The following is a 13,431-nucleotide window of genomic DNA, read 5'->3' as shown; positions in this document are numbered from 1 at the left end:
TATTCAATTCTCGATGTATAACTCATAATCCATCATTCAAAATTCCAGGACTTCACTCCTCCCGCCAAATAAAAACGTCTTCGCGTTTTTTGGGGCGCTCAGCAGCTCGCCATTGAAAATAGCGGAAGAACTGCAGTTCATCGGTGAGGTCTTTTAGCGGGTACAGCGTAGCCTCGGGTTTGTTGTAAAACCTGATGTTATCGATTTGGTTGCTGTCCATGTAAACCGTCATTTCAGAACAAGCGAGTCTGTTCATGCCCATCGCTTCCTTGTCCTCGTCATCTTCAGCGTAATAAATGGTTTCGCCATTTCCGTTGACATCGATTTTGTAAACTTTGTTATCCCTAAAATGAGCCAGCAGCGTACGCCCTTTTACCTGGTTGAAAAACTGTTTCGTGCTGTCCTGCATTGATACGATAAACGCTTTATCTTCGATGAAAAGCGACTCCACATTGCCGTCAAAGGTTCTGATCGTGATTGTGGTTCCCGTCATTTGATTCGCATCAGACCAAATAACCGGATCGATAAACATCTTGATCGTGCTGTCTGCAGTGGAGTATAGCAGCGAATCGCATTTTCCCTGAATGTCACTCTTGAAAAATTTCACTTTGTGGTATGAGCGAATCACGCGGTGTTCACGGGTAGAGTCGTAAAGTGTGTACAACGTGTCAGAGTGGAGGTACAGCGTATCATCCTCGTAGCGTTGCTCCATCAGCAAGTTACCGGTAGCGTACGAAATACTGTCTGTTCCGTTGAGGTAGGCGTAGTCGCTTTTGAGCATGATGTTGTTCACGGTATCGGTCAGAACCGAATTTCCAAATACTTCTCCGTTTTGTGTTTCCTGGTTGTAGATAATGCTATCGCCCTCAATCTGCTGATCTTTGTTGACGATTTTAGCATCGCGAACAAACTCAGAGTCTTCCGTTTTTCGGTTGTAAAATCCGCGTTTACAAAAGATGCTCGATGAGTCTCCAACAATATCAGTTGGACCAAAAAAGTAGACGATATCTCCTTTTTGATCGTATTCAAGCGTGTCTGATGTAATCGTGTAATCCTCACTTTCCATCTTCACATTATTCTTAAACTTGAATTTGTCGTTATCAGCATAGTAATACCCGATGTCACTTTTGAGCGTTGAACTGTCATTCAGATTTGTAACCAGGCCGCCACCCTGATAGTAGCCAAAGTTTTTACTCACATCGTAATCGAGGTATTGTGTTCTCAGATTTTGGCTGCCATCATTGAGCGTAATATTTCCGCGCAACTCAGCGAAGGAAGAATTACCATCGTAATAGAGTGAATCACCTGTTAAGTCGATCGAGTCTCCTTTCACAATTCGCACATTGCTGTATGCTCTCAGTGAATTTGATTCAGGATAGAGGTAGGCACTATCGCAGTACATTTTGGTTTGGTTGTGTTTGAATTCCACCTCACCAATTAATTTCCGCACCGATTTACCACCGGTTTTATCGATAATCGCTTCTTTGGCGTAAATGAGCTTGATCTTTTCCCGGTTCTGACCGTGAACCGATGCAGTCAAAAAAAAGGAGCTTACCAGTAAAAGCAAGCTCCAAAATTCTATGTACCGCGATTTTGTCATTAATCTCTCAATAGTGTTTGGCTACGTCTTGGGCCAACAGAAATGATTTTGATCGGAACCTGCAATTCCTGTTCCAAATAGGTTACGTAATCCATCAACTCCTGTGGCAACTCATCAATTGAAGTAACATTTGTGAGATCTTTTTGCCACGCTTTCATCGATTTCCAAATTGGCTCTACTTCATTGTTGAGCACATCGTAAGGGAAATAATCGATCGTTTCGCCTTTGTATTTGTAGTGTGTACAAACTTTGATCTCGTCAAAAGCACTCAATACATCAGCCTTCGTCATGATGAGCTGCGTTACACCGTTGAGCATAATCGCGTATTTGAGAGCCGGAATATCGAGCCATCCGCAACGTCTTGGTCTGCCGGTTGTAGCACCAAATTCGTGACCTTTAGTCGCCAGTCGTTTTCCGTCTTCATCAAAGAGTTCAGTAGGGAACGGACCGCTACCAACCCGCGTACAGTAAGCTTTGAAAATGCCGTAAACCTCACCGATTTTATTGGGCGCAATGCCAAGACCTGTACAGGCTCCGGCACAAATCGTGTTCGATGAAGTCACAAAAGGATAAGAACCAAAGTCGATATCGAGCAATGATCCCTGGGCACCTTCTGCAAGTACTTTTTTGTTTTCGGTCATAGCCCTGTTCACAGTATGCTCGCTGTCGATCAGCGTCAATTCACGGATTGAGTTCACACTTTCAAAAAATACCGATTCCATATCGGCCAGCTCATCGAGCGGATAGTCGTAATTCTTGAGAAGCTCAAGGTGTTTTGATTTGAGGTTTTCGTAGCGCTCTTTGAAGTTCTCTTCAATGATATCGCCCACGCGCAAGCCGTTACGGCCTGTTTTGTCCATATACGTTGGACCGATTCCTTTCAGCGTAGAACCGATTTTCTCTTTTCCCTTAGCTCGTTCAGATGCAGCATCGAGCAACCTGTGAGTTGGCAAAATGAGGTGTGCTTTTTTCGATACCTGGATACTTTCCTGCACATCCACGTTGAGTTCTTTCAACGAGTCGATTTCAATTGCCAGTGTAACCGGATCAATCACCACACCATTCCCGATGATATTCTGCGTATCGGGTCTAAAAATACCGGAAGGAATTGTGTGTAGAACGTGTTTTATCTCGTTGAACTCCAGCGTGTGACCGGCATTAGGTCCGCCCTGGAAACGGGCAATAATATCGTACTCAGGTGTGAGTACATCAACAATTTTTCCTTTGCCTTCGTCACCCCATTGTAGGCCGAGAAGTACGTCTGCTTTTGTCATTATCGTTCGGGATTATTTTGTTGAGTCGGGTTGATTTCCCTTGTCGTCTTTTTGTTTGTTTTCGTCTTTAGGAAAGCGAGCGTAGAGATTGAGCGAGTGGTGTAAAACTTCAGCTCCAAAGTGCTCAGCAATGGTGTTTTTGATAAGCTGAATACGCGGGTCACAAAACTCGCGGACTTCGCCCGTATCAACATCGATGACGTGATCGTGCTGTTTGTTTTCGTACGATTTCTCGAATTGTGCCATGTTCTTGCCAAACTGGTGCTTGCGGATGAGATTGCAGGCGAGCAACAGCTCAATTGTATTGTACAATGTGGCACGGCTAACACGATAGTTTTTGTTTTTCATGAGGAGGTATAATGACTCCACATCAAAGTGACCATCGTTGCTGTAAATTTCCTCCAGGATAGCAAAACGCTCAGGTGTTTTCCTGTGTCCGTTTTGCTCGAGGAAACTCGAGAATATTTGTTTTACTTTTTCCTTTACTTCTGGTGTTGACATGCTTTCAACTTCAGTTGACAAAGGTATTGATTTTATTGCGATTCTTACTCAATGCGGTTGACCTTCATAACTCCCTCAACATTACGGAGTTTATCCTGCAGGTTTTTGAGATGTGACGTGTCGTTCACATAAACGAATACTTTCCCTTCAAATACTCCGTCATTGTTGTCAAATGAGATGGAACGCATACTCACGTTCATTTCATTTGATATCACTTTCGTTATGTCGTTGACAATTCCCGTTCTGTCAAAACCATTCATCTGGATACCGGCAAGAAAGGAAACAGCTTCTTTTTTGTCCCATTTTGCTTTTACAACCCGGTAACCGTAGTTTGACATGATCGGAACCACATTTGGGCAGTTTGTGCGGTGGATGTAGATGGTTCCGTCATTGGTGATAAACCCGACCACATCATCGCCCGGAATTGGATTACAACAAGTAGAAAGCTTGTAATTGAGTTGTTTTTGGTTTGTACTCAGAACCAGTGGATCTTTCTTCCCGCGGGTTTTTTGTACGATTTCCTCAAGGCTTTTCGCGTTCTTTTTCGTTTTGCTGCGCTGCTGAATAAATCCGTTGTGAACTGTCAGTTTTCCAATTTCAGCCGGATCGATTGAACCGTTTCCAACGCGGTAGAACAGTTCCAGTTTTCCGCTGATTTTGTGAATTTGCGTGAGGGTGTGCAGGTTCTGATCGTTGAATTCAATACCTAATTCTTTGAAAGTTGCTTCCAGCATTTTGCGCCCTTTCCTTCCAACTTTCCTTTTCTCTTCGCGAATTGAAGCTTTGATCGAGGATTTGGCTTTTGCTGTAACCACAAAATCGAGCCATTCGAATTTTGGTGTTTGCGCTTTAGAAGTCACAATTTGTACCTGATCACCACTGTCTAGCGGGTGACTGATTGGAACCAGTTTTTGGTTCACCTTAGCACCTACACATCTGTTGCCCAGCTCTGTGTGAATTTCGTAAGCAAAGTCGAGGGCAGTAGCATTGTGAGGCAATGACTTGATGTCTCCTTTTGGCGTAAAGACAAATATCTCTTTGGCAAACAGGTTGAGTTTGAAATCATCGATGAAATCGACAGCGTTTGTCTCCGGACTTTCAAGAACTTCTCTCACGCGTGAAATCCATTCGTCAAGTGCACCTTCGTGCTGGCTGTCCTCTTTGTATTTCCAGTGAGCGGCATATCCCTTTTCGGCAATTTCATCCATCCGTTTTGATCGGATTTGCACTTCAACCCACTTTCCGGTTGGTGACATTACCGTTGTATGCAAACTCTCGTATCCGTTGGCTTTTGGAGTTGAAATCCAATCGCGAAGTCGATCGGGGTTTGGCTGGTAAAAATCGGTGATGACAGAATACACTTTCCAGCAATCTGCCTTTTCACGGTCGAGTGGGGTGTTGATGATGACGCGGATGGCGAATAAGTCGTACACTTCCTCGAACGGAATATTCTTGCCGCGCATCTTATTCCAAATGGAGTAAATCGATTTGGTACGACTTTTCACTTCGTATTTTATACCGATTTTATCCAGTTCTCTGCGAATTGGTAAAGTAAAGCGGTTGATGAATCTGGTTCTGACCGCCTTGGTCTTTTGCAGTTTTGTGGAAATATCTTTGTAAACACTCGGTATTTTGTACTTGAGTGCTAAATCTTCCAGCTCGCTTTTAATGTTGTACAGTCCGAGACGATGAGCTAGCGGAGCGTATATGTAAAGCGTTTCGGATGCAATTTTGAGCTGCTTGTCTTTGCGCATGTGATCGAGTGTGCGCATGTTGTGGAGTCGGTCAGCGAGCTTGATCAAAATAACACGTACATCATCGGCAAGTGTGAGGATGATTTTCCTGAAGTTTTCAGCTTGTAGCGAAGCGCCCTGTTCAAATACTTCCTCGATTTTTGTGAGTCCGTCAATGATGCGCGCGATCTTTTCGCTGAATAAATCCTCAATATCCTCGATTTCGAGATCGGTATCTTCCACAACATCGTGGAGAAGCGCACAGGCGATTGAAGTTGTACCGAGGCCCATGTCTTCAGCAACGATTCGCGCAACTGCGAGCGGGTGAAAAATATACGCCTCACCCGATTTTCTCCTCACATCATTGTGTGCCTCACGGGCAATATCAAAAGCTTTCCTGATGAGGGAAAAATCTTTATCGCCCTTTTTCACATTGGCAGCTCGCAGCAATCTGCGGTATTCCCTGATGATTGCTTTTTTTTCAGCTTCTTCGTCTATTTGAACTTCAGTACTCATGGCAGGCAAAGGTAAAAACCCCAATTATTAAAAACACATAACGAACGGATTACTGAAATGAATGTTAATTTAGTCACAAATTAACCTTCGCTTTAAGCAACCCTTCAGCAAAAATGCGTCATTAAATCAACAACAATGAGCGTGGAGCAACCAAATTATGCAAATCTTATCGACAGTTGCCGTAAGGGAGATAAACAAGCTCAACGAAAGGTTTACGAGTCTTTGTATCCCAAAATGTACGGTAGCTGCCTGCGCTATATTGGTGATAAGGATAAGGCATGGGATGTGTTGCAGGAAGGATTTATAAAAGTCTTTCTAAACCTTGAAAAGTACGATGGTAACGGTTCTTTTGAAGGTTGGGTAAGACGAGTAATCGTCAACACGGCCATTGATGTTGTGCGAAAAAGAAAGTTTGATCACATAAGTATTGATGATACAGATTACGACTGGCTTGAGGCCGATGACAACGATGAAATTGAATGGAACGAAACACTTTTTTCAGAACGCGAACGCGTGATGGAAGCCATTCAGGATTTACCACCGGCTTATCGAGCCGTTTTTAATTTGTACGTGATCGAAGATTATTCCCACAAGGAAATTGGAGAATTGTTGGGAATTAGTACAGGAACGTCAAAATCGAACCTGTCAAAAGCGAAACATAAACTAAAAGAACAACTGAAAACGATTCATCATAGATGAGTAACGAACTAAATAATTTTGAAAAGGAAGTCAGAAAGGCGATGGAGAACTACGAGGGGCCTCGTAGGGATAACGCCTGGGATGATCTTCAACAGCGAATGGATGCCGCAGGTTCTGGAAATGCAGGACCTAAAGCCGGCTCTTCAGCACTGAAATTCGGGTTGTTGGCCTTAGTTGCTGCAGCAATTGGTTTTGCAGTGAATTATGAATGGTCAGAACCGAGCACCAATCCTGATACCCAAACTGAGCAGGTGGCTGAAATAAATCAGCAATCTGATGAAGTTGAAAATCAGGAAAGCAAGGTTGAAGAGTCAATTGAAAATGATGTTGCTTCATCGTCAGAACCAGCTAAATTGCAGACTGATGAAAAATCAGAAGTGAACAGCGAGACGAAATCAACGACTGAAACCTCTGAGCCCGTTTCTGAAAATGAAAAGCAGGCGGAAAACGAAGTTGGCTCTGACCGTGAAAACAATTCGGTAGTTACTGAAAACACGCAGAACTCGCCACAGCAAACAGAGACCGAAACTCCAATTTTGACGGTTTCAAAATCTGTTGTGTGTAAAGGTGAAAAGGTTTCATTTGAATTGAGTAACGGTACAGATTTCAAATTGAAAGACAGCCGTGGACGAGTTTATGATGAACATTCATTGTCTTTTGCTGATGAAGGAACGAAAAATCTCGTAGCGGTTTATTCAACTGGTGAAACTGAACCGATTGAAGTTGAAGTGAAAGGAAAACCAACAGCAAATTTCACATATTCAAAAGACCTTATTGATGGCGGCCGACCACATTACAACTTTGAAAATACCGGTTCGGGTGGTGCTTCATACAAGTGGTTGCTCAACGATGAAATTGTATCAAAGGATGAAAGTACTTCTGTTTTCTTATTGAAAAAAGGAAGTTACAACGCGAGCCTTATCACATCAAATGATGCGGGTTGTGCTGATACCAATCAACAGGTAATCTTTGTTGAAGAATCGTATAACTTGCTCGCTCCTGATGCATTCACGCCTAACGGAGATGGTAAAAACGATACGTGGTTGCCGGTTGCGCTGGAAAATCCGGCATACCGCTTTGAGTTAGAAGTACTCGATCAAAGTAATAATGTTGTATTCAGAACCTCAGATCCATCCAAGAAATGGGAAGGTCCGCGCAACATAGATAGTTTTAACAGGACACAACTCGTGTTCTTTTGGCGGGCAGTCGTTTATTACGAAGGACAGCGAGAATCGTATGGTGGAACCATTCAGGTTATTCCTTAACGTTTAACGTACCCCTAAAACGAAAGCCTCATTTTCCGTGTTGGAGTGGGGCTTTTTTTATTGAAATAAAAAATCCCCTGCAGATTATATTCTACAGGGGATTTTTTGTTTTAAATCGTACTTGTAAGATCAAATAATCATACCAGCCGCTACCGTGTCGTTTGTAGCCTCATCGATGAGGATGAGTGATCCCGTATGGCGGTTTCTTCGATACGGATCAGTTAACAACGGCTTGGTGGTTCTGATCTTTACACGAGCAATATCATTCATCTCGATGCTTTTATCATCTTCGATGCGGTGCAGTGTGTTGATATCCATTTTGTACTGAATATCCTTGATCATAGCACGAGCTTCATTGGTTGTTTGACGCACGATGTATTTAGCTCGCGGACGCGGTGGTTCATTGTGCAACCAACACATCATGAATTCTACATCCTGTTCCATGTCGGGCTGATTGTTCGTGCGCACGATCATGTCACCGCGACTCACATCAATATCATCTTCGAGTGTTAAGGTCACAGACATCGGAGCAAAAGCTTCTTCGAGTGCACCGTCAAATGTCGTGATTTCCTTGATTTTCGACTGGAAGCCACTCGGCAGTACCGTAACTTCATCGCCCGGCTTGTAAACGCCACCGGCAATTCTACCGGCATAACCGCGGTAGTCGTGAAACTCATCAGAGTGCGGGCGAATAACCGTTTGAACAGGGAAACGACAATCGATGTGGTTTTCGTCAGATCCTATGTGAATGGTTTCGAGCGTATTCAAAAGAGTAGGCCCTTCGTACCAGTCCATGTTTTTTGATCTGTTCACAACGTTGTCACCGTGAAGTGCACTGATTGGCACAAAGCGGATGTCTTTGACATCGAGTTTTGCTGCAAATGCTTCGTACTCTTCAACCACTTTGTCAAATGCCTCTTCGCTGTAATCGACAAGATCCATTTTGTTGACACACACAACTACGTGTGGGATCTGAAGGAGAGAAGCGATAATCGAGTGGCGGCACGTTTGTTCCATTACTCCGTTACGGGCATCAACCAGGATAACAGCTAAGTTTGCCGTTGAAGCTCCTGTAACCATGTTGCGCGTGTACTGGATGTGTCCGGGAGTATCGGCAATAATGAATTTACGTTTTGGTGTGGCAAAGTAGCGGTAAGCCACATCAATGGTAATACCCTGCTCGCGTTCGTCTCTGAGTCCGTCAGTGAGCAAAGCCAGTTCAGTGTGATCGAGACCGCGCTTTTGGCTGGTCTTTTTCACCTGATCCATTTGATCTTCAAAAATCGATTTCGAGTCGAATAACAATCGCCCGATGAGAGTCGATTTTCCATCGTCAACGCTTCCCGCTGTGGTGAAGCGAAGCAATTCCATATCTAAATAAGAGCTCATAGTTCAATCTCAATTTTGTTGTTTAGAAATAACCTTCCTTCTTGCGGTCTTCCATTGAAGTTTCTGATCGTTTATCATCAGCACGGTTACCGCGTTCAGTTTGACGTGCTGCAGCAACTTCTTCCACGATTTTCTCAAGTGTATCTGCTTCAGATTCCACACCTCCGGTAATCGTTATATCACCTAGTGTTCTAAAACGAACCTTCTTTTTAACCACTTCTTCATCATCGCGAAGATTGATATAGTCACTTACCGGAATCCAGGTATCATTGCGCCAAACAACTTCGCGTTCGTGAGCGATGTAGAGGCCGGGAATGTCGATTTTTTCAGCGAGAATGTATTGCCAAACATCCATTTCGGTCCAGTTACTGATCGGGAATACGCGGAAATGCTCTCCCATCACTTTTCTGCCGTTGAACAGGTTCCATAGTTCGGGACGCTGATTTTTAGGATCCCACTGACCAAAGTCATCGCGGTGTGAGAAGAAACGTTCTTTTGCACGAGCTTTTTCCTCATCGCGTCTCGCGCCACCCATAGCACAATCGATTTGGTGCTCCTCAATGGTATCGAGAAGAGTAGTCGTTTGCAATTGGTTTCTACTGGCATTAATACCTCTTTCTTCTTTCACACGACCATCGTCAATGGACTTTTGAACAGATCCCACGATCAGTTTAACGCCCAACTTATCAACTAAGCTGTCGCGGAAATTAATCGTTTCAGGGAAGTTGTGTCCCGTGTCAACGTGAAATAAAGGGAAAGGAATTTTGGCCGGGTAAAAGGCCTTGCGTGCGAGGTGAGTCAACACAATTGAATCTTTACCGCCAGAGAATAAAATAGCGGGATTTTCAAATTGAGCAAAGACTTCCCTCAGCACATAAATCGACTCCGACTCCAGTTCCTGGAGGTGTTTGAGCGTGTATTTCTGCATAATTCAGGGTTTATTTAAGTGCCATTTTTGGCAGTATCACATCCATTATTTTGGTTACACAATCTTCTTTTGATTCTTTATCCGTACGCAAATGTACATCGGGATTTTCAGGTGCTTCAAAAGGAGAGCTAATTCCCGTAAAATTACTGATCTCTCCGGCTCTCGCCTTTTTGTAGAGTCCTTTTACATCGCGTTCTTCGCACACTTCGAGTGGGCAATCCACAAAAATTTCGAGGTAACGGTCAGAGCCCACGATGTTGCGTACCTGATCGCGATCTGACCGAAACGGGGAAATGAAAGCACTGAGTGCAACCGTCCCGTTATTCACAAAAAGGTTACTCACTTCACCAATCCTGCGGATGTTTTCTTTCCTGCTCTCTGATGAGAAATCGAGGTCAGAGTTCAATCCGCTGCGAATGTTGTCGCCATCGAGGATGAAAGTGTGAATCCCTTTTTCGTAGAGTTTGCGTTCCAGCAAATTTGCAACCGTACTCTTTCCCGATCCCGATAATCCGGTAAACCAGATCAGCAGTCCTTTGTGGCCGTTGAGTTTTTCTCTATCAGCCTGACTGATGTCGTGGTCGTGCGGGATGATATGTAGTTTTTCCTTAGCCATTGATTTCGTAAAAGTTTAGCATAAATAAAATCACAACGGCTCCGTAAATCAATGTGAACGGCAATCCGATGCGCAAAAAGTCTTTAAACTTATAGTTCCCGGGACCGTAAACCATGAGGTTTGTTTGGTAACTCACGGGAGTAATGAATGCAGCTGATGCTGCAAAAGCAAGTGTCAAATATACAGGTAATGGATTGAGATTGAGGTCATGAATGATTTGAAAAACCAGGGGGAATAAAATACTCACGGCAGCCACATTCGTGATAAATGACGTGAACAGCACGGTGAGCGCAAATATCCCGATCAAAATCCATGTTGTACCAAATGGTTTTAAAAATTCGATAAATGGTTTGGCAACTAATTCAGCTGCTCCTGTTTCGATGAAAATATTTCCAAGGACGAGGGCACTACCCAAAATCACGAACAAATCGAAGTTGAGGTTTTTCTTAATACCCTCAGCATTGATGAGCCTCAATACAACTGCAGCTGTAAACAGAATAATCAAACCTTTAAACAAGCTTACTAATCCTGCTAAAATGATCGCGATAACGCCCAGCACAAACGAACCAAAAAGCCATCTTTTCCAGGCCGGCTGGCGGTTGCGTTTTGAGATTACTGAAACAGTGTAAAGGTCTTTATCCTGATTGGATAATCGACTGAATTGCTTTCCACTAATCAGCAGCAACAAGTCACCAGATGCGAGTTTTATTTCACCTAACTTCCCCGATACGCGTTCACCATTACGGTGAATGGCCACTACCGCTGCATCGTAGTTTTCGCGAAATTCTGATTCTTTGAGTGTTTTTCCTTCCAATTTTGAGTTGTACGGAACCACAACTTCCAGTATATCGATTTCATCGCCCAGTTGAAATTTATCTTTTTTGGACCATGTTAGACCCTCTACATCTTCAACTAAACTGACTACGCGCGAAGTATCTCCGGCAAAAAACAGGCGATCGCCCTGTCTCAGTTTTTCATCTGGGGTTACAGGTCTTATGGCATCACCATTTCGCAAAATTTCAACCAGGTAAATTCCGTCCAAATTTCTCAGTTCTGCTTGAGCAACAGTTTTTCCGTGTAGGTCTGATCCAGTTGGTATTTCCGTCTCCGCGAGATATTCGCGAATGTTTTGGCGCATATCATCTACCACATCATCGTGACTCGGTAGCAGTTTGGTTCCGATTGTGCTCAGGAAAATAACACCAACGATCAGAACCAAAATGCCGGGTAAAATAAAATCTGAAAGGCCGAGCAATGGATCACCTGCTGATCTCAAAAAACCGATTAAAACAAGGTTTGTACTCGTCCCGATTGGCGTGATCATTCCACCTAAAATCGCGGCAAACGACAGTGGGATCATCAGCTTTGAAGGTGCTGTCTTTGCTTTCCGGCTCCACTGATAAACGTACGGAATCATGAGCGCTACGATAGGTGTATTATTCATGATGGAGGATACGGACCCCACCGAAAGTGTCATGCGAAAGAGGAACTTCCTCGGACTCTGAGCTTTTTTAAACAGCGCATCCAGCGCCCCGATCAAATTGTAATTATCCTGAACGACAGCGGTTAACAGGATGAGTAGAAATATCGTGATGATACTCTGGTTGGAAAAACTTTCCAGTAATAGAGCAGTGTCAGCAATCCCCGAAACGTAGAGTAGAATAACTCCCGCAAAAAAGACTAAAGCGGTCCTGATCCTGTCCAAAACGAGCAGAATAACAATGGCGATAATGATCGCAAGTACCGCGTATGGCTTGAATTCTTCCATTAACGGTGAACGAGGAACCAGGGATTGAGTAGGTTCTCTTTGTTGTAAATAACGGGCTTTTCAGTTTCGTACTGCGTTACTTTGAACCCGGCAGCAGTACAAATAGCGTGTCCGGCAGCAGTGTCCCATTCCATTGTGGGAGCGTAGCGTGGATAAAAATCTGCAGAGCCTTCAGCAACCATGCACAGCTTAAGCGAACTCCCTCGAGAAAGGATTTCCACATCACCGTGTTTTTCTTTGATGTCGTTGATGAAAGCTTCTGTTTCTTCGCTCATGTGTGAGCGGCTGCCCACAACCACAAATTTATCACGGTTTTGATCGATCGGTAGTTTATCAGCTTTATCGGTCAGAACCGAAACTTCAGCCGAATCTTTAGTCGTTACTTTATACGCTCCGTGATCTTTAGAAGCGAAGTAGAGATCACCCGTGACCGGAACATAAATCACCCCCATTACAGGCGTATTTCCTTCAGCCAGGGCAATGTTAACAGTAAACTCGCCATTTCGCTTTACGAATTCTTTTGTTCCATCAAGCGGATCAACAATCCACAGGCTGTCCCAGTCTTTTCGCGTGCTGTAATCATCGTGTTTGCCTTCCTCACTCAAAACAGGAATTTCTGTTTTATCGAGGTATTTCTTGATGATATTATGAGAACGCTTGTCAGCTTCAGTCAGTGGAGATTTATCATCCTTTGTTTCAACATTAAAATCAGTGTTGTAAACTTCCAGGATTGCTTTTCCGGCTTCGATTGAAGCATCTATTGCGGTTTGTAATAGTTCGTTTGTCAGGGTCATTTTAAATTTTATTTGGCTGGCAAACATACTTTAATTCTATAAATCTACCAAGATAGTAGAGTGATAGATTTTATTTTGTGTTAAGTTTCGGGTTATCAGTTATTTTGAGTGTTGTTGTGAAGTGTAAAGCCCGGATACTGAGCGGTGCACTGAGCGAAGACGAAGGATGAAGTCGAAGTGCGGAGCTGTGACTGAGTCGAAGTAGGAGGGAGTTAGGAGGTTGAGGCTGAGGCCGAGATCGTTTGGGATTATTGAATTCTTAAGTTTTTAAGGGTCCCGTAACAAGTCCGGGATCTAAGAGCTTCTAGAATCTGACCAAGAGTCAGATTAAGAATCTCTAAGATTTGA

At 43.6% G+C, this 13,431-nt stretch carries 11 protein-coding genes; 2 read left to right on the top strand and 9 right to left on the bottom strand.

Translation table 11 applies throughout. The features are described from left to right. Window positions 1-52: 52 nt before the first annotated feature. Genes F3059_RS01275 through F3059_RS01260 form a run of 4 tightly spaced genes read right to left on the bottom strand, consistent with a single transcriptional unit; the run spans window position 53 to window position 5,624 of the window. Window positions 53-1,600: an OstA-like protein gene (locus F3059_RS01275; RefSeq protein WP_151166118.1), complete on the bottom strand. Its 1,548-nt coding sequence runs from the start codon at window positions 1,598-1,600 to the stop codon at window positions 53-55. Next, window positions 1,600-2,874: an adenylosuccinate synthase gene (locus F3059_RS01270; protein ID WP_151166117.1), complete on the bottom strand. Its 1,275-nt coding sequence runs from the start codon at window positions 2,872-2,874 to the stop codon at window positions 1,600-1,602. The genes F3059_RS01275 and F3059_RS01270 overlap by 1 nt, the downstream gene beginning before the upstream one ends. 12 nt (window positions 2,875-2,886) lie before the next feature. Further along, on the bottom strand, window positions 2,887-3,375 hold the full coding sequence (locus tag F3059_RS01265; protein ID WP_151166303.1) for a Fur family transcriptional regulator: 489 nt from the start codon (window positions 3,373-3,375) through the stop codon (window positions 2,887-2,889). A 44-nt stretch (window positions 3,376-3,419) separates the two neighbouring features. Continuing rightward, window positions 3,420-5,624: a RelA/SpoT family protein gene (locus F3059_RS01260; RefSeq protein ID WP_151166116.1), complete on the bottom strand. Its 2,205-nt coding sequence runs from the start codon at window positions 5,622-5,624 to the stop codon at window positions 3,420-3,422. A gap of 135 nt (window positions 5,625-5,759) precedes the next feature. Here F3059_RS01260 and F3059_RS01255 point away from each other — a divergent pair, with 135 nt between their 5' ends. Beyond that, window positions 5,760-6,323 carry an RNA polymerase sigma factor gene (locus F3059_RS01255; protein ID WP_151166115.1) on the top strand — a complete coding sequence of 188 codons (564 nt, stop codon included), beginning with the start codon at window positions 5,760-5,762 and terminating at the stop codon, window positions 6,321-6,323. Beyond that, window positions 6,320-7,588 (top strand): T9SS type B sorting domain-containing protein, encoded by a 1,269-nt coding sequence (locus F3059_RS01250; protein WP_151166114.1) that lies wholly within the window; start codon window positions 6,320-6,322, stop codon window positions 7,586-7,588. The genes F3059_RS01255 and F3059_RS01250 overlap by 4 nt, the downstream gene beginning before the upstream one ends. 129 nt (window positions 7,589-7,717) lie before the next feature. Here the strand turns inward: F3059_RS01250 and cysN are convergent, their stop codons facing one another. The 5 genes from cysN to cysQ are packed head-to-tail and all read right to left on the bottom strand — an operon-like array spanning window position 7,718 to window position 13,083. Beyond that, window positions 7,718-8,977, bottom strand: coding sequence for a sulfate adenylyltransferase subunit CysN (gene cysN, locus F3059_RS01245; protein WP_151166113.1), 1,260 nt, complete (start codon window positions 8,975-8,977; stop codon window positions 7,718-7,720). Window positions 8,978-8,999: 22 nt separating this feature from the next. Then, window positions 9,000-9,905: a sulfate adenylyltransferase subunit CysD gene (gene cysD, locus F3059_RS01240; RefSeq protein WP_151166112.1), complete on the bottom strand. Its 906-nt coding sequence runs from the start codon at window positions 9,903-9,905 to the stop codon at window positions 9,000-9,002. 10 nt (window positions 9,906-9,915) lie between these two features. Further along, entirely contained in the window at window positions 9,916-10,521 is a 606-nt protein-coding gene (gene cysC, locus F3059_RS01235; protein ID WP_151166111.1) for an adenylyl-sulfate kinase, read from the bottom strand. Continuing rightward, window positions 10,514-12,289 carry an SLC13 family permease gene (locus F3059_RS01230; RefSeq protein ID WP_151166110.1) on the bottom strand — a complete coding sequence of 592 codons (1,776 nt, stop codon included), beginning with the start codon at window positions 12,287-12,289 and terminating at the stop codon, window positions 10,514-10,516. Before F3059_RS01230 ends, cysC begins: the two co-directional genes overlap by 8 nt. Continuing rightward, on the bottom strand, window positions 12,289-13,083 hold the full coding sequence (cysQ, locus tag F3059_RS01225; protein ID WP_151166109.1) for a 3'(2'),5'-bisphosphate nucleotidase CysQ: 795 nt from the start codon (window positions 13,081-13,083) through the stop codon (window positions 12,289-12,291). Before cysQ ends, F3059_RS01230 begins: the two co-directional genes overlap by 1 nt. Window positions 13,084-13,431: the final 348 nt, after the last annotated feature.

This window comes from Salibacter halophilus, assembly GCF_008806325.1.
In the GTDB taxonomy this organism is placed as follows: Bacteria; Bacteroidota; Bacteroidia; order Flavobacteriales_G; family Salibacteraceae; genus Salibacter; species Salibacter halophilus.
The sequence above is the reverse complement of the archived record's forward strand: the minus strand, read 5'-3'. Positions and strand labels throughout refer to the sequence as shown.

Bases quoted from the DNA above. Each gene is read 5' to 3' on its own strand.
- cysC (WP_151166111.1), bottom strand. From the start codon at position 10,521: ATGGCTAAGGAAAAACTACATATCATCCCGCACGACCACGACATCAGT.
- F3059_RS01230 (WP_151166110.1), bottom strand. From the start codon at position 12,289: ATGGAAGAATTCAAGCCATACGCGGTACTTGCGATCATTATCGCCATT.
- F3059_RS01265 (WP_151166303.1), bottom strand. From the start codon at position 3,375: ATGTCAACACCAGAAGTAAAGGAAAAAGTAAAACAAATATTCTCGAGT.
- F3059_RS01275 (WP_151166118.1), bottom strand. From the start codon at position 1,600: ATGACAAAATCGCGGTACATAGAATTTTGGAGCTTGCTTTTACTGGTA.
- F3059_RS01250 (WP_151166114.1), top strand. From the start codon at position 6,320: ATGAGTAACGAACTAAATAATTTTGAAAAGGAAGTCAGAAAGGCGATG.
- cysN (WP_151166113.1), bottom strand. From the start codon at position 8,977: ATGAGCTCTTATTTAGATATGGAATTGCTTCGCTTCACCACAGCGGGA.
- F3059_RS01260 (WP_151166116.1), bottom strand. From the start codon at position 5,624: ATGAGTACTGAAGTTCAAATAGACGAAGAAGCTGAAAAAAAAGCAATC.
- F3059_RS01255 (WP_151166115.1), top strand. From the start codon at position 5,760: ATGAGCGTGGAGCAACCAAATTATGCAAATCTTATCGACAGTTGCCGT.
- cysQ (WP_151166109.1), bottom strand. From the start codon at position 13,083: ATGACCCTGACAAACGAACTATTACAAACCGCAATAGATGCTTCAATC.
- cysD (WP_151166112.1), bottom strand. From the start codon at position 9,905: ATGCAGAAATACACGCTCAAACACCTCCAGGAACTGGAGTCGGAGTCG.
- F3059_RS01270 (WP_151166117.1), bottom strand. From the start codon at position 2,874: ATGACAAAAGCAGACGTACTTCTCGGCCTACAATGGGGTGACGAAGGC.